General features: G+C 72.3%; 19 protein-coding genes. 3 read left to right on the top strand and 16 right to left on the bottom strand.

Annotated features, from left to right (window positions below; translation table 11 throughout):
* Positions 1-77 precede the first annotated feature (77 nt).
* Positions 78-1,025 (bottom strand): amino acid ABC transporter permease, encoded by a 948-nt coding sequence (locus tag J4557_RS26215; RefSeq protein ID WP_208269390.1) that lies wholly within the window; start codon positions 1,023-1,025, stop codon positions 78-80.
* A gap of 4 nt (positions 1,026-1,029) precedes the next feature.
* On the bottom strand, positions 1,030-2,001 hold the full coding sequence (locus J4557_RS26210; protein ID WP_208269389.1) for an ABC transporter substrate-binding protein: 972 nt from the start codon (positions 1,999-2,001) through the stop codon (positions 1,030-1,032).
* A 356-nt stretch (positions 2,002-2,357) separates the two neighbouring features.
* Between J4557_RS26210 and J4557_RS26205 the strand changes: the two genes are divergently transcribed.
* On the top strand, positions 2,358-3,548 hold the full coding sequence (locus tag J4557_RS26205; protein ID WP_208269388.1) for an NAD(P)-dependent malic enzyme: 1,191 nt from the start codon (positions 2,358-2,360) through the stop codon (positions 3,546-3,548).
* Between the two features lie 70 nt (positions 3,549-3,618).
* Here the strand turns inward: J4557_RS26205 and sodX are convergent, their stop codons facing one another.
* On the bottom strand, positions 3,619-4,032 hold the full coding sequence (sodX, locus tag J4557_RS26200; RefSeq protein WP_243776373.1) for a nickel-type superoxide dismutase maturation protease: 414 nt from the start codon (positions 4,030-4,032) through the stop codon (positions 3,619-3,621).
* A 212-nt stretch (positions 4,033-4,244) separates the two neighbouring features.
* Here sodX and sodN point away from each other — a divergent pair, with 212 nt between their 5' ends.
* Positions 4,245-4,643 carry a superoxide dismutase, Ni gene (gene sodN, locus J4557_RS26195; RefSeq protein ID WP_264159737.1) on the top strand — a complete coding sequence of 133 codons (399 nt, stop codon included), beginning with the start codon at positions 4,245-4,247 and terminating at the stop codon, positions 4,641-4,643.
* Between the two features lie 54 nt (positions 4,644-4,697).
* Here sodN and J4557_RS26190 read toward each other — a convergent pair whose 3' ends face one another.
* From J4557_RS26190 to J4557_RS26130, 13 genes are all read right to left on the bottom strand, one after another.
* Positions 4,698-5,168: a GNAT family N-acetyltransferase gene (locus J4557_RS26190; RefSeq protein WP_208269387.1), complete on the bottom strand. Its 471-nt coding sequence runs from the start codon at positions 5,166-5,168 to the stop codon at positions 4,698-4,700.
* A gap of 158 nt (positions 5,169-5,326) precedes the next feature.
* The gene (locus J4557_RS26185; protein ID WP_208269386.1) at positions 5,327-6,562 is read right to left on the bottom strand and encodes an enolase C-terminal domain-like protein; all 1,236 of its coding nucleotides are present in this window, start codon (positions 6,560-6,562) and stop codon (positions 5,327-5,329) included.
* On the bottom strand, positions 6,559-9,606 hold the full coding sequence (locus tag J4557_RS26180; RefSeq protein WP_208269385.1) for a glycoside hydrolase family 38 N-terminal domain-containing protein: 3,048 nt from the start codon (positions 9,604-9,606) through the stop codon (positions 6,559-6,561). Before J4557_RS26180 ends, J4557_RS26185 begins: the two co-directional genes overlap by 4 nt.
* A gap of 31 nt (positions 9,607-9,637) precedes the next feature.
* Positions 9,638-10,444 (bottom strand): carbohydrate ABC transporter permease, encoded by an 807-nt coding sequence (locus tag J4557_RS26175; protein WP_208269384.1) that lies wholly within the window; start codon positions 10,442-10,444, stop codon positions 9,638-9,640.
* A complete protein-coding gene (locus J4557_RS26170) occupies positions 10,444-11,406 on the bottom strand; it encodes a carbohydrate ABC transporter permease (RefSeq protein ID WP_243776372.1) in 963 nt (320 codons plus the stop codon). The genes J4557_RS26175 and J4557_RS26170 overlap by 1 nt, the downstream gene beginning before the upstream one ends.
* A gap of 4 nt (positions 11,407-11,410) precedes the next feature.
* Positions 11,411-12,688, bottom strand: a complete 1,278-nt coding sequence (locus J4557_RS26165; protein ID WP_208269383.1) for an ABC transporter substrate-binding protein — start codon at positions 12,686-12,688, stop codon at positions 11,411-11,413.
* A gap of 223 nt (positions 12,689-12,911) precedes the next feature.
* Entirely contained in the window at positions 12,912-13,604 is a 693-nt protein-coding gene (locus tag J4557_RS26160) for a FadR/GntR family transcriptional regulator (RefSeq protein ID WP_208269382.1), read from the bottom strand.
* 37 nt (positions 13,605-13,641) lie between these two features.
* Positions 13,642-14,589, bottom strand: coding sequence for an alpha/beta hydrolase (locus J4557_RS26155; RefSeq protein WP_307800215.1), 948 nt, complete (start codon positions 14,587-14,589; stop codon positions 13,642-13,644).
* 4 nt (positions 14,590-14,593) lie between these two features.
* Positions 14,594-15,769, bottom strand: a complete 1,176-nt coding sequence (locus J4557_RS26150; RefSeq protein ID WP_208269381.1) for a DUF5005 domain-containing protein — start codon at positions 15,767-15,769, stop codon at positions 14,594-14,596.
* Between the two features lie 17 nt (positions 15,770-15,786).
* Positions 15,787-16,599, bottom strand: coding sequence for an SMP-30/gluconolactonase/LRE family protein (locus J4557_RS26145; protein WP_208269380.1), 813 nt, complete (start codon positions 16,597-16,599; stop codon positions 15,787-15,789).
* Complete coding sequence (locus J4557_RS26140) at positions 16,600-17,409, bottom strand: SDR family NAD(P)-dependent oxidoreductase (protein WP_208269379.1); 810 nt, start codon at positions 17,407-17,409, stop codon at positions 16,600-16,602.
* Positions 17,406-18,368: a DUF4432 family protein gene (locus tag J4557_RS26135; protein WP_208269378.1), complete on the bottom strand. Its 963-nt coding sequence runs from the start codon at positions 18,366-18,368 to the stop codon at positions 17,406-17,408. The genes J4557_RS26140 and J4557_RS26135 overlap by 4 nt, the downstream gene beginning before the upstream one ends.
* A gap of 2 nt (positions 18,369-18,370) precedes the next feature.
* Positions 18,371-19,540 carry a DUF5005 domain-containing protein gene (locus tag J4557_RS26130; RefSeq protein ID WP_307800214.1) on the bottom strand — a complete coding sequence of 390 codons (1,170 nt, stop codon included), beginning with the start codon at positions 19,538-19,540 and terminating at the stop codon, positions 18,371-18,373.
* A 53-nt stretch (positions 19,541-19,593) separates the two neighbouring features.
* On the opposite strand from J4557_RS26130, the gene J4557_RS26125 reads away from it, so the two are divergent.
* A complete protein-coding gene (locus J4557_RS26125) occupies positions 19,594-20,529 on the top strand; it encodes a sugar kinase (RefSeq protein ID WP_208269376.1) in 936 nt (311 codons plus the stop codon).
* The last annotated feature ends 99 nt before the right edge of the window (positions 20,530-20,628 follow it).

The raw sequence follows: 20,628 nt of genomic DNA, 5'->3' as shown, positions 1-20,628 counted from the left end.
CGCCGCGGCGCCGGCCGGCCCGTCGTCGTCCACGGGCTCCGGGGGCTCCGCCCCCGGCTTGTCCAGTCCGACTCCGCTCACCGTTCCCTCCCCTCGACGGCCGCTTGCTGGGCGGTCCGCCGGGCGCGCAGGTTGTTCCACAGCCGCTCCAGCATCGTCTGCCGCTGCGCGGTGCCGCGCCCGAAGTAGCGCTCCAGGTAGAACTGCCCGACCGTGAGGATCGACGTCATGATCAGGTACCAGATACTGGCCAGCAGCAGCAGCGGGATCGTCTGGTACGTCCGGCCGTAGATGATCTGCACCGAGTACAGCAGCTCGGGCACCGCGATCACCGACACCAGCGACGACGTCTTCAGCATCGAGATCGTCTCGTTGCCGGTGGGCGGGATGATCACCCGCATCGCCTGCGGCAGCACGATCCGCCGCATCGTCTTGGCGCGGCTCATGCCGAGCGCGCTCGCCGCCTCCGCCTGGCCCTGGTCGACCGACAGGATGCCGGCCCGCACGATCTCCGACATGTACGCCGCCTCGTTCAGCCCCAGCCCGAGGCAGCCCGCGACGAACGGGGTGATCAGCGAGTTCGCGTCGAAGTGCGCGAACGTCGGGCCGAACGGGATGCCGATGGACAGCTCCGGCACGAGGGCCTTGATGAACGCCCACAGCAGGATCTGCACCAGCACGGGGGTGCCGCGGAACGCCCAGATGTACAGCCAGGCGGACCCGGAGATCAGCGGGTTCGGCGACAGCCGCATGATCGCCAGCAGCACGCCGCCGACCACGCCCATCACCATCGCGATGGCGGTCAGCTCCAGCGTCTTGCCGATGCCGGTCATCACCGCGGTGGTGGTGAAGTTCTGCCCGATGACGTCCCAGCCGAAGTTGGGGTTGTTGACGACGCTGTAGACCGCCCACACCGCGATGTACGCGATGATCACAGCGGCGACCCAGCGTCCCCAGTGCCGCACGGGGACGGCCCGGATCTCCTCGGGCCGACCCTCGCGCGACGTCTCGTCCGTGACAGTCATCCGGTCAGCTCGTGGCGCCGTTGATCTGCGGCGAGGTGTTGGCCCCGCTGGTGATGCCCCACTTGTCGAGGATCTTGTTGTAGGTGCCGTCGGCCTGCAGCGCCTTCAGCGCGCCGAGGAGCGCGTCCTTGGTGGTGCCGAGCTGCTTGCCGACCGCGATGCCGTACGGGGCGGTGTCGTAGGTCGCGCCGGACACCTCGAACTGGCCGCCGGACTGCTTCGCCGCGTAGTCGATGACGGGCGAGTCCGCCAGCACCGCGTCCGCGCGGCCGCTGCTCAGCGCCAGGTTCGCGCCGTTCTGGTCCGGGTACGGCTGGCCGACCGGACCGGGCTTGCCGGCGTCCTTGCACTTCTTCGTCCGCGTGCCGAGGCCCTTCGCCGCGTCGACGGTGGACGACACCTCGTCGTTCTGGACGGTGCCCTTCTCGACCGCGACCTTCTTGCCGCACAGCGACAGGTCGTCCGGCTTGAGGCCCTGCGGGTTGCCCTTCTTGACCATCAGCGCGGAGCCGGCGGTGAAGTAGGTGACGAAGTCGACCGTCTTCTCCCGCTCCTTGCTGTCGGTGAACGAGGACATGCCGAGCTGGTACTGGCCGGACTTGATGCCCGGGATGATCGCGTCGAAGCCGGCCTTCTGGAAGGCGAACTCGACACCGAGCTTCTTGCCCAGCGCCTTGCCGAGGTCGAGGTCCATGCCGATCAGCGTCTTGTTGTCGGTGTCGTAGAACTCGTTGGGCGCGTACGACGGGTCGGTCCCGACGGTGAGCTTGCCGGCCGACTTGACGTCGGCGGGCAGCTTCGCGTTCAGCGAGGCGTCCTGGGTGATGCCGGAGAAGATGTCCCCGACGGACTTGGTCGGCGCGGCGGCGCCGCCACCGGAACCGTTGTCGTCACCGCAGGCCGACAGGGCGAGGGCGCCTGTCAGCACGAGCGCGCCCGCCGCGAGGGCGTGGCGGCGCAGAGAACCAGTGATCACAGGTCCCCCTCCAGAGGTCGCATCGGATCCGCACGGATCCTGAGGTCAAGTGCACATTTTGGCGCACACCAGGGGCGATGCGGATAAAGGGTGCGACACAATCGGACAACGAGGCAGCCCGGCACCCCCGCCGCCACCTCGGGTTCCAGCACTCTACGCCATGACCGCCCCACCGTCCGTGACGATCAGTGACGGCCGCCACCGCCCCGCGCCCCGGATCCGCGGGACCCCGTGTGGCACAATCGGACAACGGGTGACCCCCGTACGTCGCGAGATGTCCACCAGGTGACCGGCCACCAGACCACACCACCGCGGCGGCATCGCCCGAAAGCCAACTTTCACTGACAGGGGTCGCTGTGGCTGCCGAGCCCATTCCCACCGAACCGCTCTCACTGGACGACGATCCGGCCTTCCCGCTGCACCGCGGCGGCAAGCTGGAGATGCGGTCGACCATCCCGGTCCGCAACAAGGACGATCTGTCCCTCGCCTACACGCCCGGCGTCGCCCGGGTCTGCACCGCCATCGCCGACAACCCCGAACTCGCCTACGACTACACCTGGACGTCCAAGGTGGTCGCCGTCGTCACCGACGGCACCGCCGTCCTCGGCCTCGGCGACATCGGCCCTGCCGCGTCCATGCCCGTCATGGAGGGCAAGTCGCTGCTGTTCAAGGAGTTCGCCGACGTCGACTCCGTGCCGATCGCGCTGAGCTGCACCGGTGTCGACGAGATCGTCGACACCGTGATCCGGATGGCGCCGAGCTTCGGCGGCATCAACCTCGAGGACATCAGCGCCCCCCGCTGCTTCGAGATCGAGGACCGGCTCCGCGAGGCCCTCGACATCCCCGTCTTCCACGACGACCAGCACGGCACCGCGATCGTCGCGCTCGCCGCGCTGAAGAACGCCGCCCGGTTCGTCGGCAAGCCGCTGTCGGAGCTGCGCGCCGTCGTGGCCGGCGCCGGCGCGTCCGGCATCGCCGTCTCGCAGATCCTCATCGAGGCCGGCATCGGCGACATCGCGCTGTCCGACAGCAAGGGCCTCATCTACGAGGGCCGCGACGGCCTCAACCCCGTCAAGCAGCGGATCGCCGCGATCACCAACCGGTCGCACCTGAAGGGCTCCACCGAGGAGGCGCTGCGCGGCGCCGACGTGTTCATCGGCCTGTCCGGGAGCACCGTCCACGAGTCGTGCGTCGCCACCATGTCCGACGGCGCGATCGTGTTCGCGCTGTCCAACCCCACCCCCGAGGTGCACCCGGAGGTCGCGCGCCGGCACGCCAAGGTCGTCGCGACCGGCCGAAGCGACTTCCCCAACCAGATCAACAACGTGCTCGCCTTCCCCGGCATCTTCCGGGGCGCGCTGGACGTGCGCGCGCACTCCATCACCGAGGGCATGAAGCTGGCCGCCGCGAACGCGCTGGCGGACATCGTCGGCGACGACCTCACCGCCGACTACATCATCCCCAACCCGTTCGACGACCGGGTCGCGCCGGCCGTCACGGCCGCGGTCGCCGCGCAGGCCCGCGCCGAGGGCGTCAACCGCATCTGACCCGGCCCGCCGCACCGCGCCTCGTGCCGGGCCGCGCTCCCCACCCGCGGAGCGCGGACCGCGCCGCCTCCTACCGTCCGTCCACGGCCCGACCGGCCCCCGGACGGACGGACGCGCGCCGCCACGGCCAGTACCGGGCCACGACGCGGCCGAGGACGTGGCCGTCCGGGACGGCACCGAAGTCCCAGCTGTCGCGGCGGCCGCGGGCGCGCTGGTTGTCGCTCTCCAGCCACCAGCCGTCCCCCGACCGGTGCGCCACCCGCTTGACGATCAGCACGTCCGCCCGCTCCGGGTGCCTCGCGACGACGACGTCCCCGGGGCGGGGCCGGACGCCCGCGAGCACCACCAGCCAGTCCCCCGGCGCCAGCGCGGGCAGCATCGAGTCGCCGTCCACCGCGACCGTCCGCAGCCGCCCGCGCGTCCCGGCCAGCGCCAGCAGCAGCGCGCCGCCGAGCGTCCAGGCCACCGGATGGCGCATCCGCATCGCTCTCCTCGCCTTCGTGCACGGCGCTTTCGCGCGCTGGACCGCATAGTCGCGCGGCCACGGGTACATGAACCCCGCTGGAAGGGTTCCGGGTCGCGCCGCGGTCCGGGTCCTAGGCCGAAATACCGAGCGCCCTGGCCGGACGGGCCCCGGGGCACAAGGGTAATGTCGGTGACCTGAGCATGATCCGCAACGAGGGAAGGGAATCGCAGGTGTTCAAGCTTCTGCGCCCGAAGACCACGGTCTCCGCGCACTGCGACCTGCCGTGTGGCGTCTACGACCCGGCGCAGGCCAGGATCGAGGCCGAGTCGGTCAAGGCGATCTGCGAGAAGTACGCGGCCAACGAGGACCCGGAGTTCCGCGCCCGCGCGATCCTCATCAAGGAGCAGCGCTCCGAGCTGGTCAAGCACCACCTGTGGGTGCTGTGGACCGACTACTTCAAGCCGCCGCACTTCGAGAAGTACCCCCAGCTGCACCAGCTGTTCAACGAGGCGACCAAGCTCGCCGGCGCCTCCGGCACCAAGGGCAGCATGGACCCGAAGGTCGCCGACGACCTGCTCGGGAAGATCTCGGAGATCGACAAGATCTTCTGGGAGACGAAGCAGGCCTGACCGGCCTGAGCACCGAGGCCCGGCCCCCGCGGGGGCCGGGCCTCGGTCGTTCCGTCAGGAGCGGGCCAGCTTGGTGAGGGCGTCGCCGGTGAGGCGGTAGGTCGTCCACTCGTCCTGGGGGCCCGCGCCGAGCGAGCGGTAGAAGCCGATCGCGGGCTCGTTCCAGTCGAGGACGGCCCACTCGACGCGTTCGTATCCGCGCTCGTCCGCGATGCGGGCGAGCTCGGTGAGCAGTGCCTTGCCGTGGCCGTGGCCGCGGACGGCCGGGTCGACGAACAGGTCCTCCAGGTAGATGCCGTGCGTGCCGTTCCACGTCGAGAACGTGAGGAACCACACGGCGAACCCCGCGACGCTGCCCTCGTGCTCGGCGATGAGCGCGTGGACGCGCGGGTCGTCGCCGAAGAGCATCGCGTGCAGCTGCTCCTCGGTGGCCTTCACCTCGTGCAGCGCGCGCTCGTACTCGGCCAGGTCGCGGATGAGCCGGAGGATCGCGGGGACGTCGTCGGGGACGGCTGGGCGGATCATGACGAAAAGGCTATGCCAGGCCGCCCCGTGCGCCGTCCCCGGCTGGAGTAGGGCCAGCGGCGCCTCCGGGTCTAGAGAGCGACCAGCGGCTCGTCCGGGTCTAGAGGGCGACCAGCGGCTCGTCCGGGTCTAGAGGGCGACCAGCGGCTTGTCCGGGTCTAGAGGGCGACCAGCGGCTTGTCCGGGTCGGCCCACCGCTCGTTCGGGACGAGCGGGTACCAGCCGGGGCGGCCCGGGTCGCGGTCGTAGGGGTAGCCGCCGAGCTCGCGGTAGAGCTCGGCGTACTCGGCGACCCTGTCGCGGTCGAGGGCGACGCCGAGGCCGGGCCCGGACGGCACCGCGATCCGCCCGTCCGCGTACCGGAACGGGCCGCCCTCGATGACGTCGCCGGCGAGGTGGTGGTAGTGCGCGTCGGCGGCGTAGGTGAGGTTCGGCAGGACGGCGCCGAGGTGCAGCATGGTGGCGAGCTGGATGCCGAGCTCCCCCGACGAGTGGACCGACACCCCGAGCTGGAAGGTGTCGCAGATCCCGGCCGCCTTGACGCACGCGCGGATGCCGCCCCAGAACGTGGTGTCGAGGAGCACGACGTCCACGCTCCGGTGCAGCACGTTGGTGGCGAGCTGCTCGAAGTTCACGACGACGGTGTTGGTGGCCAGCGGCGTCGGCGTCCTCTCGCGGACGAGCCGCAGCCCTTCGAGGCCCCAGACGGGGTCTTCGAGGTAGTCGTTGTCGAGGTCCTCGATGGCCTTCGCGAACCGCAGCCCCTCGTCCAGGCTCAGCACCGCGTTGGGGTCGTAGCGCAGCCGGTCGCCGGGGAACGCCTCGGCGAGCGCCCGGTAGCACTCCAGTTCGTAGGCGGGCGGGAAGACGCCGCCCTTCAGCTTGTGGACGGCGAAGCCGTGCCGCTCCTTGAGGTCGCGGGCGTGCGCGACGAGCTGCTCGGGGGTGCGGACCTCCGGCGTCCGGCCGTCCGCGCCCGGGTAGCGGTAGAAGAGGTAGGACGCGAACGGGACGCTGTCGCGGACCCGTCCGCCGAGCAGGTCGTGGACGGGGACGCCGAGGTGCTTGCCGACCAGGTCGAGGCAGGCGAACTCGATGGCGGCGAGCATCTGGGTGCGGTTGTTGTACAGGCTCGCCGTCGGGTTGGCGATCTTGAAGCGGAGGGCCTCCAGCTCGAACGGGTCGTGCCCCTCCAGGTAGGGCGCGAGCGCGCGGAACGCGTCCTCGGCGCTCTGCCCGCCGCCGCCCATCTCGCCCAGCCCGACCAGGCCGTTGTCCGCCTCGACCTCGACGATCGTGCGGACGAAGCGCCCCCAGTGCGCGCCGTTGCTGTGCAGCAGCGGCGCCTCCAGCGGGACCGCGACGGTGGTGGCCCGGATGCCGGTGATCTTCATTCGGAGTTCCCCTTCACCGTGACGGCGGCGATTCCGCAGGCGGGCAGGCGGACGGTCGCGGCGCCGTCGCGGACGGGCGCCTCGGCGGCGTCGCGGCCGAGCCCGGAGTCGACGATCGCGCGGCGCATCCCCGGGACGGTCAGCGTCGTCTCGACGGGTGCGGCGGCGAGCGAGCGGAGCCGGACGACGAGGTCGGCGCCGTGCCGCCCGATCGAGGTGACCTGCACGTCGGGGTCGTCGACCGACGCGAACGCCTCGGCCGGCGCGGCGGGCGCGGTCCCGGCGCCGGTCGCCGGTGTCGCGACGAACGGGTCGGTGAGCCCCGCGGCGGCGAGGGCGCCGAGCCGCCGGCCGGGGAGCCCGCCGGCGGCGGACGCGACGGCGTACCGGAAGGTGGTCTCGCCCTGCTGCTGGGACGGGAAGTTGGTGTCCCAGATGTTGTTCAGTGCCCAGGAGTAGACGGTGGCGGGCTCGTCGTCGACGGTGGGCGGGAACGGCGCGTACGGCATGTGGATGGAGCCGAACTGGACGAGCGGCGCCTCCAGCGTCGCCCACGCCACGGTCAGGTCGGGGTCCTCGAACGCGACCCAGTGCCGGATCGGGCGCATGTGCTCGGCCGATCCGGGGACGCTGGGCACGCCGGTGCCGCCGACGCCGCCGGTCAGCTCCCATGCGGCGGGCGGCCCGCCGGCCGCGAAGGGGAAGGCGAAGAACACCGCCTCCTTGGTCGCCGTGGGCTGTTTGCCGAGCTGGAAGCGCAGGTCGAGGCGCGGCACGCCCGCGTGCAGGTCGAGGGTCGTGCGGATCCAGTCGACGCCCTTTCCGGTGAGCTCCACGATGAGGCGTTCTCCCACGGGCGTGCGTTCACACCTGACGACGGCGGCGTGCCGGCCGAGGGCGCGGTCGCCGAGGAGCGTCCTGTCGTGCACGAGCATGTGCCCGGACATGTGGTTGAAGTGGGGCGCGGTCGCGTACCGGTCGTAGACGTACTGGCCGAACCCGGCGGCGGCGTCGGCGTTGACCAGCTCGCGTCCGGCGGCCTTGTCGAAGACGGAGGAGAGGTGCCCTTCGGCGAGGTCGTAGGTGACGCGGTAGTACTCGTTCTCGATCACCCCGTCGCGGCCGAGGTCGACGGGTTCGGGCGCGGGGGCCTCGCCGCGCACGACGTCCAGCCGCACGCGGCCCATGCCGGGGACGTCCGGGACGACGGCCTCCAGGTGGCGGCCGATGGGGCGGGTCGGCCACTCGTCGGGGTCGACCTCCTCCTCGTGGTGCGGCAGCGGTTCGCCGGTGCGGGCGTCGAGCAGCGCCACGGGGACGTCGACGGGCACCACGTCGCGCGGCAGGAAGGCGCGGACGACGTCGGTGCGGGCGGCGGACCCGGGGTTCAGGACGGCGAACGAGGCGAGCGCGTCCGGCGCGGGGCCGAGCGTGGCGCCGAACCGCCGCGCCCCTGCCTGCAGCAGGTCGAGGGCGTCGTCGTAGGACTGGTAGCCGACCGCGGACTTGCGGGTCCACTGCAGGCCGCCGGAGTCGGTGCCCTCCTCGGCGTCCTCCCACGGGTTGGCGGCGCCCCAGGTGTGCTCGTCGAACAGGGCGGCCTTGTCGTAGGCGTCGTCGAGCCCCTCGGCCTCGGCGCCGGCGAGGGCGTGCAGGGTCTCGGCGGTGCGCAGGACGTTCTGGGCGCGCCGGACGTGGCCGAGCGGGCGGGCGCCGGAGCCGAGCCCGTCGGCCCACCAGTCGGTCCAGTCGCCCTCGTGGACCTGGAGCCGGTCGTGGTGGTGCTCCTCGACGTGCTCGAAGAAGTCGGCGTTGGTCGCCATCCGCAGCCGCGGGTACTCCCAGGTCGCGTTCCACCGCAGCGCGATGTCGGCGGGCATGATCGACGGGCCGGCGTTGTCGGCGTGCGCGCCCTGGACCCGCAGGTGCACGGCGTCGAGGACGTCGGGGGCCTTGTCGGCGCCGACCTGGCCGGGGGCCGCGTACCAGCCGAAGGTGCCCGGCCCGTACGGGTAGGGCCGGTCGGCGAGCGAGGACAGGTAGCGCGGGAGCAGGTCCTCGGCGAGGTCGTAGCCGTCGACCAGCCCGACGGTGTTGCCCTCCATGTAGGCCATGCCGTGCGGGGTGTCGGTGAACCACACGAGCAGCTCGCGGCCGCTCGGCGCCCGCCAGCGGAACGGGCGGCCGAGCCTGTCGCCGCCGGTGACGTAGGGGACGGAGCGTCCCGCCCAGTTGTGCGCCGCCGCGAGGTAGCGGACGCCCGCCGCGTTGAGCGCGTCGACGACGCCGACGACGGCGCCCGGGATGTCGGTGTGCATCGCCGAGCGGACGTCGATGCCGTGCCGGCTGCGCAGGTCTTCCACGAACCGCAGCTGCCGGTACAGCTCGTCGGTCGAGCACGCTTCGGTGTGCAGCTGCATGGGGAACGCGGTGACCTCGATGTTCCCGCTCCGGGTCCGGTCGACGAACTCGGCGACCTGGTCGTCCGGGCGGGTGGCGAGCCAGCGCAGCGCGGGCAGCGACGACTCCACCGACCAGCGGAACCGTGCGTCGTCGGGCCGGCCGTCGGTCTCCCGGGACAGCCGCAGCGCCGCGTCCAGGTAGTCCAGGTGGTGGCGCAGCACGGTGCCCTGGGTGTCGGTGTAGCCGATGTCCAGGTGCGAGTGGTGGACGACGAAGACGCTCCACTTGCGCTGCGGGGTGACGTCGAGGGGGGCGGCGCCGACGAGGCCCGCGCCGTCCCGCACCTCCAGGGTGAGGCGGCGCGGGGCGTCGACGGCCGGGACGAGCAGGGTGGCCCGGCCCGCACCGTCGGTGCGCTCCTCGGCGTCGCCGAGCCGCAGCGCCAGCCCGGGGCCCGCCTCGATCCGGACGGCCTGCCGGAGCGCGCCGGCCGCGTCCCGCCTGAACAGCGGGAGCACCGCCGCCCGCACCGACAGCCCGCGGACCGCGAGCACCTCGGCGGAGGTGTCGTGGCGGAGGGCGGCGCGGATTCCGTCGTAGTCCGGGGAACCGAGGCTCTCCGTCAGGAGCCGACTGGTCATCCGTGTCCTCTCAGAATGACTGTGACCGGGGTCAGAACTGGGCGAGCGTCAGCCCGCGGGTGAACAGCCGCTGGGTCGCCAGGAACAGCACGACCGTGGGGAGCGAGACCACGAGCCCGGCGGCCAGCGCGACCGGGACGGGCGTCCCGGCGTACACGTCGGTGGTGAGCGCCGACAGCTCCGCCCAGACCGGCCGCACGTTGTCGGACTGCGCCAGCGTCAGCCCGAACAGCAGGTCGTTCCAGACGTAGGTGAACTCGAGGATGAACACCGCGGCCAGCGCGGCCGACGACAGCGGCAGGTAGATGCGCCAGAAGATGCGGAAGGTGGACGCGCCGTCCAGCCGCGCCGCCTCGAAGATCGAGACGGCGACCGATCCGAAGAAGTTGCGCATCACCAGCGCGGCGAGCGGCACGCTGATCGCGGTGTGGACCAGCACGAGGCCCATCTGGTTGTCGTAGAGCGACACCTTGCTGTAGCCGACGAACAGGGGCACCAGCAGCATCTGGAACGGCACGACCGTGCCCGCGAAGATCACGATGAACCAGAGGAAGCCGAACCGGACGCGCAGCACCACGATCGCGTAGCCGGCGAGCGCGCCGAACAGCACGGCGAGCGCCGGCGCGACCAGGCTGTAGATCGCGGTGCTGCCGAGGGTGGCGCCGACGTCGGTGCGGCTCCACGCCTCGTCGATGTTGTCGAACAGGCCCATCGACCCGGGCGGCTTCACCGCGTCGGACGGGTCGTAGTCGCCGGCGGGGCGGACGGCGTTCGCGACGATCAGGTACGTCGGGAACAGCCACACCAGGCCGAGGACGATCAGCACGGCGCGGCGCATCAGGATCCCTCCCTGGCGAGCTGGTGGCGCAGGTAGACGTAGGAGGCGAGGCCGGTGACGGTGGTGAGCGCCACCGCGATCGCCGACCCGTAGCCGTACTCGTCGGCGACGAAGACCTGCCGGTACATGGTCACCGCGAGGGTCTCGGAGGTACGGCCGGGGCCGCCCTGCGTCATCACCCAGACGATGTCGAACGTCTTCAGGCTCGCGACCAGCGCCAGCCCGAACACCACGGTGGTGAGCGGCCGCATCAGCGGCCAGATGACGTGCCGGAACAGCTGCCATCCCGACGCGCCGTCGATGCGGGCGGCCTCGATCGGCGCGCGCGGGATCGACTGGAGCCCGACGACGAACAGCAGCATGTTGACGCCGAGCTGCTGCCACGCCCACACCACGATCATCGCGAGGGTGTTGCGCGGGCCGTCCTGCAGGAACTCGGTGTGGCCGCCGGGCATGCCGAGGAACGTCAGCACCTGGTTGGCCATGCCGTCGGGTTGCAGGATGAAGCCCCAGATGAGGCCGAGGCCGGCGCCCGACATGGCGTACGGGATGAGGAACGGCAGCCGGTACCACGCGCCGCCCTTGATGTTGTACGACAGCACCGCGACCAGCAGGCCGAGGCCGACCGGCAGGACGGTGGTGCCGGCGACCCACAGCAGCGTGTTGCGGACGGAGGTGAGCAGCGCCTCGTCCTGGAACAGCCGCCGGTAGTTGTCCAGCCCGGTGAACTTCGGCGATCCGAGCCCGTCGTAGCTGGTCAGGCTGAGGTACGCGGTCCAGAGGAACGGCAGGTAGATCAGCACCGCGACGAAGAGGACGGCCGGGGTGAGGTAGGCGTGCCGGAACCGGCCGTGCATCGCGAACCCGCTCGCCGGGCGCCCGCCTCCCCCGCCGCGCTGGGGCCCGCCGCGCGCGCGGCGGTGCGGGGTCCTCGCGCGCACGGCGGTCGTCTGGTCGGTCATCGGTTCAGCTTCCGGCCTTGTGGTTCTTCCAGTAGTCCTCGTTGGCCTTCTGGATGTCCTTGAGCACCGCCATGTACGAGCCGGGCTTGCTGAGGAAGCCGTCGAACCCGCTGAGCGCGGCCGTCAGGACGGGCGCCGGCGCCGCCTCGAAGTAGCGGAGCACGAGCCGGTTCCCGCCGTTCGCGGCCTCCTTGGTGACCTTGTCCAGCTCCGGGTCGGCGATCTTGACCTTGGGGTTGCCGGACACGTCGCCGCGCGCGTTGGCCCACTTCTCCTGCGCGCCGGGGGTCACCCACCACTTCAGGTACTTGGTGCTGGCGGCGGCGTCGGGCGCCTTGCGCAGCGAGCACAGCGGCCCGCTCTCGAAGATCAGCGACCGCTTCGGCAGGGACGGCTGGACGTTCGGGATCAGGAAGAACCCGTAGTCGGTGCCGAGCTTGAGGCCGCGCTGGGTCATGCTGGTGTTGAACCAGGTGCCGCTGATGACCATGGCGGCGTCGCCGGCCTTGAAGTGGTCGGCGGGGTCGGCCTTGTCGCCGGGGTTCGAGAAGTAGCCGGAGTCGATCATCGACTTCCACTGCTCCATCACCTTGACCACGCCGGGGTCGGTGTAGGACGCCCGCCCGGTGGACAGCCGCTCGTACAGGTCGGGGTCCGTGCCGGCGAGCAGCTGCTCGAACCAGGCGAAGGAGAACAGCGACGTGGGCGTGGTCTGGTTGAACGGGACCTGGCCCCCGCCCTTCAGCGTCTGGGCGATCTTCATCAGGTCGGCCCAGGTGGTGGGCGGTGCGAGACCGTACTTCGCGAAGATCTTCTTGTTGTAGAACATGCCCCAGTACCCGGTGTTCAGCGGCACGCAGTACTGCTTGCCGCCGACCGTGTAGTACTTGGCGAGGTCCTGGGTGAGGTCGCCGCTCTTGATCGCGTCCTGCCAGATCGACGTCGTCTCGGCGACCTGGTTCTGCGCGACGATCTCCTCGAGGCGCCCGCCGGTCTGCCAGGTGAACAGGTCCGGCTTCACCTTGGTGCGGAACGAGGACTTGATGAACGCGGTGTAGGTGGGCTCGTCGGTGTACCCGACGGGCTTCATGTCCAGCCCGGTCTGCTGCTTGCCCAGCGCGCTCATCTGCTCGAAGAAGGGCTTCCACGCGCCCTTGTCGTTGTAGAGCCTGAGCCCGGACTTCGACCCTCCCGAGTCGTTGCCCGAGGCGCAGCCCGCGACCGCGGCCAGCGCCGCGGCCGCCGCGAGGACGGCGGTCGTGCGCATGCGCGTCGACGGCATGGGGGCCTCCCTGGTTCGTGGGGTGGTTGGAGGTCGGCTGCCGGTGTTCCGGCGTGTGCGGACGGTGGGGTGTGCGGACGGTGGTGGGGTGTGCGGACGGTGGGGTGTCGCGGCGCATGAGGGTGCGCCGAAGGGGACCGCCGGCCCTGCGCGGGCGGGCGGCCGGTGACGGCCGGTGACAGGTGGTCGGTCGTGGGGCGGTCGGGGGGTCGTCGTCGGTGGGTCAGGCGAGCCGGGACGCGATGACCTTCGTGACGTCGCGCAGGTGCGCGCGCATCAGCTCCTCGGCGCGGCCGGCGTCGCCGGCCTCGATCGCGCCGAGGATGGCCCGGTGGTCCTCGTGGTCGCGGCGCCGATCGTCGAAGATCCGCAGTATCTCCCGCTGCTCGGCGCCGTGCACCGACAGCAGCGAGTCGATGACCTCGCCGAGCACGGCGTTGCCGGAGGCGTGCGCGGCGGCGCGGTGGAAGGACATGTTCGCCGCGTCCAGCTCGGCGTCCTCGCCCTCCAGGTGCCGGCCCGCCTGGTCCAGGACGGTGCGCAGCCGCTCCAGGTCGCCGGGTTCGGCGCGGCGGGCGGCCATCGCGGCCAGCGGGGGTTCGATGAGCAGCCGGGCGTCCAGGAGCTGGAGGAGCTGGTCGCCCTGCAGGGGCCGGACGTTGGGGTTGGGAATGACGACCCGTTCCAGGTCGGCGCCGACGTAGATGCCGGAGCCGTGCCGCATCTGGACGGCGCCGGTGGCCTCCAGCCGGCGGAGCGCCTCGCGGAGCGTGGGGGTGGTCACCGCGAAGCGCTCGGACAGCTCCCGCGCCGAGGGCAGCCGGTCGCCGGGGCGCAGCCCGCCGGAGCGGATCAGCTCCAGCACGCGCTCGGTGAGCGCGTCGGAGAGGCTGGGCCGGGCGACATCCTTGGACATTCGTGTACCTCGTTACTCCTCGAAGAAGTCAAGTCATCTAATCACTTGATGTACCAAGATGTCCAGGGTCGAGGTGGAACGCCCGCCGCAGCGCCGCGTGCTGGTCGGCGAGCGCCCGCCGGGCCACCGCCGCCGACAGGACGCCGTCGAAGCCGTGGTAGGCGCCCGGCACGTGCCGCAGCTCGACCGGCACCCCGGCCTCGATCATCCGCAGCGCGTAGGCGAGGTCCTCGTCGCGCAGCGGGTCGGCCTCGGCCGCCAGCACGTACGCGGGCGGCAGCCCCGACAGGTCCCGCGCGCGGGCCGGGGCGGCGTACACGGGCGTCTCCCACCCCGGCGTCCCCCGGTCCGGGCCGAGGTAGTGGCGCCACATCTGCTCGACCTCGCCCCGGTTGAACAGCGGCGGCTCGGTGTAGGCCCGCATCGACGGGGTGTCCATGCGGTCGTCGAGCACCGGGTAGAGCAGCAGCTGGAAGGCGAGCGGCGGCCCGCCCTCGTCGCGCGCCCGCAGCGCCACCGCCGCCGCGAGCCCGCCGCCCGCGCTGCCGCCGCCGACCGCGATCCGGCCGGGGTCGGCGCCGAGCCCGCCCGCGTGCGCGTGCGTCCAGGCGGTCGCGGCCCAGGCGTCCTCGAACGGCGCGGGGAACGGATGCTCGGGCGCGAGGCGGTAGTCCACCGACACCACCGCGATGCCGAGCTCGGCGGCGAATCCGAGGCAGCGGCGGTGCTCGTTGCCCGGGTCGCCGGTGACGAAGCCGCCGCCGTGGAAGTACACCAGGGCCGGGCCGGCGGGCCGCCGCGGCCGGTAGACGCGCACGGGCACGCCTCCGGCGACCGTCCGGTCGATGACGTCCACGCGCGCGTCGGCCACCGGTGCGCCCGACAGCGCGGCCGACAGGTCCCGCATCGCGGCGCGCGCCTCGACCGGATCGGCGAGGCTCACGTACGGCATCCCGGCGAGCGCCTCGGACAGTTCGGGATCCACCGGGTCACCCCGTCACGGGGACGTCGACGAAGCGCGGGCGGTAGATGCTCACGTCGCGGTACACGTCCCTCGTCGGTCCCGCGGTCGTGTCGAGGCTGTTGACGTTGTACGACACCACGAGGTTGCCCGCCGTCGTGAGCGAGGCGTGCGCGTGCGCGTTGTAGGTGTAGACGTCCGGGTCGCCGTACGAGCCGAACGGCCCGCCCTCAGGCGTGTTGTAGACGGTCTTCTCGTCGGTGAACGGCCCGGCGGGAGAGCAGGACAGGTACGTGTCGATCTGCGCGCTGAACGCGTCCTTGGTGTCCTGCGTGAGCAGGATGTAGAAGTTCCCGCGCCTGCTCACGCTGAACTCGTTGGACACGCCGCCCAGCACCTCCACCGCCGCCGACTCCGACGGCGACCAGGTGCCGCCCGCCGCCAGGTAGCTCCACGTCCCGCGCAGGTCGGTGCCCGCGACCCGCGCGACGTACATGTGCTTGCCGTCCGCGCCGAGGTCCTCGGTGCCGTAGACGTAGGTGTAGCCGCCGTCCCGGAGCAGCGCCGACCCCCACATGACGCCGCCGCCGGACGGCAGCGCGGTCACCGAGGCCGGCCGGGTGAGGTCGCTCGTCGAGAACCGCGCGAGGACGTTGGCGTCCCAGGTCACGTCCAGGTCCCCGGACCCGACCTTGTACTCGCGGTACGGCTGCTGGATCTCGCCGCCGTTCATCGTCATGTCGCCCGCCCAGTAGACGTGCGACGCGTCGCGCGGCGGCAGCAGGGCCGTCGGGTTCGCGGCGGTGCCGCCGTGCGCGGTCGCGGTCAGCGCGCCGCCCGCCGACCGCACGACGAACGTGTTGTTGACGAACGGTGTGGTGCCGCCGTCGGCGACCGTCATCGGCCGGGACCCGTCGGCGTTGACCTTGCCGAGGAACGTGTCGGAGAAGCCGAACACCGTCCGGCCGTCCGGCAGCTTCACCGAGTAGGTGCTGTCGGCGCCGGTCCAGTCGTCCAGCAGCGCGTTGCCGTTGCCGTACGAGGTGAACTGCGCGTTCAGCGAGGCGTCGGGCGTCGCCGTGCCGAACGCGGGCGCGGCGGTCCCGCCGCAGGTCAGAGCGGCGGCGTGGGCGGTGGTCGAGGGGGCGAGAAGGGCGGTCGCGGCCAGCGTCGAGGCCGCGGCCGCACGAACGAGAAGACGCATGCGGGCCCTCCGGGGGCTTAGAGGTCGAACGCGCTGATGTGCCAGCGGCCCAGGTTCGCCACGAACGCCGTGGTGCCCCGGAACGCCAGGTTCGTCGGGTGGCAGAGCAGATGCGCGGTGGGATCGCGGACGACCGTCTCCGGCCGCCCGTCCGGGGCCAGCCGCAGCACCTCGCTGGGCTCGTAGAGGCCCACGTAGAGCAGGCCGTCCGGGCCGAACGCGATGCCGTCGGGGACCGTGCCGGGCAGCTCGGCGACCGTCGAGCGGCCGCCCGCGGTGCCGTCCGCCCGGATCTCGACGCGGGTGATCCCGGGCAGGAACGACTCGGCGACGTACAGCGCCGACCCGTCCGGCGCCAGCGCGAGGCCGTTCGCGAACGCCATCGGACGCTCGTCCCAGACCTCACCGGTGCCGTCCGGCACGTAGCGGAACACCGCCGGGCCGGGGTCGTCGATCCGGCGGCTGTCGGAGACGTAGATCCGGCCCTCCGCGTCGATCACCGGGTAGTTGGGGTTGGCGAAGCGGTGGCCGTCCGCGCCGTCCGCGAACAGCGACACCACGCCCGAGGCCAGGTCCAGGCGGAACACGCCGGGATGCTGGATGTCGCAGATGTACAGGTGGGAGGCGGACGCGTCGAACGCGATGCCGAGCACGAACCCGTGGGTCGTCGCGACCTGCTCGACGCTCCCGCCCGCCGGGTCGACGCGGAAGATCTGGCCGGCCTCCCCGCCGCACCAGACGCTCCCGTCGGGATGGACCGCCACGCACTCGGGGTGGTCGAGGCGCGGGCTGCTGGACAGGCCGTCGAAGAAGACGCGGGCGTCGGGCATTCAGACCTCCGGGAGTGCGGCGGGGTTGCGGGCGAGCAGGCCGCCGTCCACGCGGTGCTCGGCCCCGGTGATGAACGAGGAGCGCGGGCCGGCCAGGAACGCCACCACCTCGGCGACCTCCTCCGCCCGCGCGACGCGGCCCAGCGGATGCGCCCGGCCCCACTCGGCGACCTGGTCGTCCTGGCTCGTCCCGCCGCGGAACAGGTCGGCGGCCCAGCGCAGCATCGGGGTGTCGACGGAGCCGGGGCACACGACGTTGGCGCGGATGCCGTCGGCGGCGTGGTCCAGCGCCATCGCCCGGGTGAGCCCGTTGATCGCGGCCTTGCTCGCGGTGTAGGCGGCGACCCGGTCCTGCGACGCGAACGCCTGGACCGACGACACCGTGACGATCGTGCCGCCGCCGCGCCGCCGCAGCTCCGGGACGGCCGCCTTGCAGACCAGGAAGACGCCCTTGAGGTTGACGTCCAGGACCTCGTCCCACAGCTCCTCGGCGGTGTCCTCGACGGTCCCGTACCGCTGGATCCCGGCGCAGGTGACGACGGTGTCGAGGCCGCCGTGCGCGTCGACCGCGCGCCGCACGAGGCCCTGCATCCGCGCGGCGTCGGTGACGTCGGCGACGACGCCGGTCACGTCCAGGCCGCCACCGCGCAGCTCCGCTTCGGCGGCGCGGACGCCGTCCTCGTCGATGCCGCAGAAGACGACCGCGGCGCCGTCCTCCGCGAGCCGCCGCACGACCGCCTGGCCGATGCCGAGCGACCCTCCGGTGACGACGGCGACCTTGCCGGCGAACTCCCCGCCGCCTGCCCTCATCGCGCTTCCTCCCCCTCGATCACGGCCGCGCGCAGCCACAGCGGCCTGGTCTCGCGCGGCCTCAGGGTGAGCGCCGACCCGTTGCGCACCGCCTCGGCGAGCCCCTCGGTCGGCCGCCCGGCGAACGGCTCGAGCCCCACCACGTACGCGCGGCCCCACCAGGGCGCCTCGCGGGCGGCGCCCAGTTCCCGCCACAGCCACAGGTCCGGCAGGACGGCGGCGTCCCAGCGGACCCGCAGGCCGAGTCCCGCGTCCGGGTCGATGATCTCGTAGCGGCCGTCCCGGAACCCGGACAGGTAGTGGATGTCGCTCGGCGCGCCGTGCCCGGGGACGACGGTCAGCTCCGGTTCCGCCGCCACCCCGTCCGGCAGCCGGATCCGGTGCCCGGGGCGCAGGAACGGGGCGCCGAAGACGATGTGGTGGCCCCACATCACCTCCAGCTCGACCCCCGACTCGTTCGCCAGCTCCTCGTCGACGCGCAGCTCCGCCTCGCCGGACGCCAGCCGGAACGTCTTCGCCACGCGCAGCGGCACGCGCCGCGCCCGGACGGTCAGCCGCACCGCGACCTCGGACGGGTCGTCGGCCGCGATCTCGACGTCCCAGGGCAGCCCGGCGACCTCGCCGTGCTGCGCCAGCGCCGCGCCGCGGTAGGTGCTCGGCTCGCCGCCGTTGGGCAGCACCTCCTGCCAGCCGCCCTCGTAGTGGTCGAGGAACGCCGCCACGTCGTCGCTCGCACCGCCCGCCACGTCGCGCGGGTTGCGGATCCCGTCGGGCGCGAGCCAGACGAAGTCCATGTCGCGCCGCTTGTAGCAGAACTCGGCGACGTCGCCGCCCTTGTCCGCCAGGACGGTCACGCGCAGCAGCTCGTTCTCCAGCACGACGGCGCGCATCCCGAACCAGGTGACCTCGTGCAGGCGCGCGCCCCAGTTGCGGGCCGGGCGATGCCGTCGGTAGGCCATCGTCAGCCGAACTTCAGGTCGACGAAACGGGGCCGGTAGATGGTGACGTCCTTGTAGTGGTCGGTGTTGACGAAGCTGTTGACGTTGTAGGAGATGACGAGGCTTCCGGGGCGGCTCAGCTCCGGGTGGGCGTGCGCGTTGTAGGTGAAGACGTTGGGGTTGCCGTAGCTGCCGTTCGCGCCGGTCTCGGGGGTCGAGTAGACGGTGGTCTTGCCGGTGAACGGTCCCTGCGGCGTGCACGAGAAGTACGCGACGATGTTCGTGTTGAACTTCTCGGTGGTGTCCTGGGTGATGAGCATGTAGGCGCCGCCCATGCGGCTGACGCTGTACTCGTTGGCGACCCCGTTCATGATCCGCGCGGAGTCGGCCTCGTTCCGCGACCAGGCGCCGTCGCCCGCGTAGAACTCCCATGGCCTGGTCAGGTCGGTGCCGCGGACGCGGGCCAGGTGCATGTACTTGGTGTCGCCGAGGTCCTCGACGCCGTAGACGTAGATCATGCCGCCGGACCGCTCCAGCCAGGACGCCCAGGAGATCCCCCTGGACGACGGGATCGCGGTCACGCCGGCGGGCTCCGACAGCCGGTCCGGCCGGAACTTCGCCACGACGTTGCGGAGCCAGCGCCAGTCCCAGATGCCGGGGCCGAACCGCTCGTACTCCTGGTAGGTCACCTGGACCCGGCCGCCGGCGGTGATCGCGTCGCCGGCCCAGTACCAGTGCTCGCCGTCGCGCGGCGGCATCACGGCCTTCGGCTGCTCGGCGGTGCCGCCGTGCACGGTGCTGAGCCGGTCGCCGGACTTCACCACGAACGAGTTGTTGACGAACGGGGTGGTGCCGCCCTCCTCGATCACCGGCGACCGGCCGCCGTCGGCGTCGACCTTGCCGAGGAAGGTGTCGGAGAACACGAACGCCACCCGCCCGCCGGGCAGGGTGGTGGAGAACGTGCCGTCCGCGCCGGTCCAGTCGTCGGTGCGGCCGTTGTCGTTGCCGTACCGGGTGAACAGGGTGTTCAGCCCGGCGTCGGGCGCCGAGCTCCGGAAGGCGGGGGTCGGGGTGCCGCCGCACGCCTGCGCGGCGGTGACGGCGGCACGGGCAGGGGCGGTGAAGGTCGTCGTGGACAGGGCCAGGGTGAGAACGCCGGCGGCGAGGCCGCGCCATGGGGATCTTCTGCGCACGGCCAGAAGTCTGGTCATCAGATGACTTGTTGTCTAGATGTATCGTGCTGCGCGTGAACGTTCCCCGGGTCGCCCTCATCGGCGAATGCATGATCGAACTGCGGCACCTCACACCGGACCGGCTCGCCCTCGGCTACGCCGGAGACGTCTTCAACACCGCCGCCTACCTCGCGCGCAGCGCCGCGCCCGACGCGCTCGACGTGCAGTTCGTCACGGTCACCGGTGACGACCCGTACAGCGCGGAGATGCGCGCGCGCTGGCACGCCCACGGCGTCGGCGACAGGTACGCGCGGGTGCGCCCCGGCGGCCGCGCCGGGCTCTACCTGATCCGCACCGACGAGCACGGCGAGCGGACGTTCCAGCACTACCGGAGCGAGTCGCCCGCCCGCGACCTGTTCGGACCGGACCAGCCCGCCGCGATCGACGAGGCGGTCGCCGGCCACGACCTGGTCTACCTGTCCGGGATCACCCTCTCGATCATGAAGGAGCCGGCCCGCGCCCGGCTGGCCGAGGTGCTGGCGGAGACCCGGCGGCGCGGCGGGCTGGTCGCCTACGACGGCAACCACCGGCCGAGCGGCTGGCCCTCCCGCGCCGCGGCGGCCGGGGCCGCCGCCGCCGTGCTGGCGCACACCTCCATCGCGCTGCCGTCCCTGGACGACGACCGGCTGGTGCACGGCGACGCGTCCGCGCGGGCCTGCGTCGAGCGGCTCCGCGACGCGGGCGTTCCGGAGATCGCGGTCAAGCTCGGCGCCCAGGGCTGCGTGATCGCCGACCGCGACGCGATGGAGGCCGTCCCCGCCGTCCCGGACGCCGACGTGGTGGACACCACGTCGGCGGGTGACGCGTTCAACGGCGCCTACCTGGCCGCACGGCTCGCCGGCGACGATCGGCGCGCCGCCGCGGAGGCCGGAACCCGCCTGGCCGCCGAGGTGATCGCGCACCCCGGCGCGCTCCTGCCGCCGCTCCCCGGCCGCCGCTCCGGGCCGTGAACGCCCCGCCGTCCGGCGGCCGGAGGGCCCCTCAGAGACCAAGTCATCTAGTCAATACTCGGACAACCGGTCGAAACCTCTGCGCGCCGGAGTCTCGCA

The organism is Actinomadura nitritigenes (genome assembly GCF_017573545.1).
Taxonomy (GTDB): Bacteria; Actinomycetota; Actinomycetes; order Streptosporangiales; family Streptosporangiaceae; genus Spirillospora; species Spirillospora nitritigenes.
Note: the sequence above shows the minus strand (reverse complement) of the source record. Positions and strands in the feature narration are given on the sequence as shown.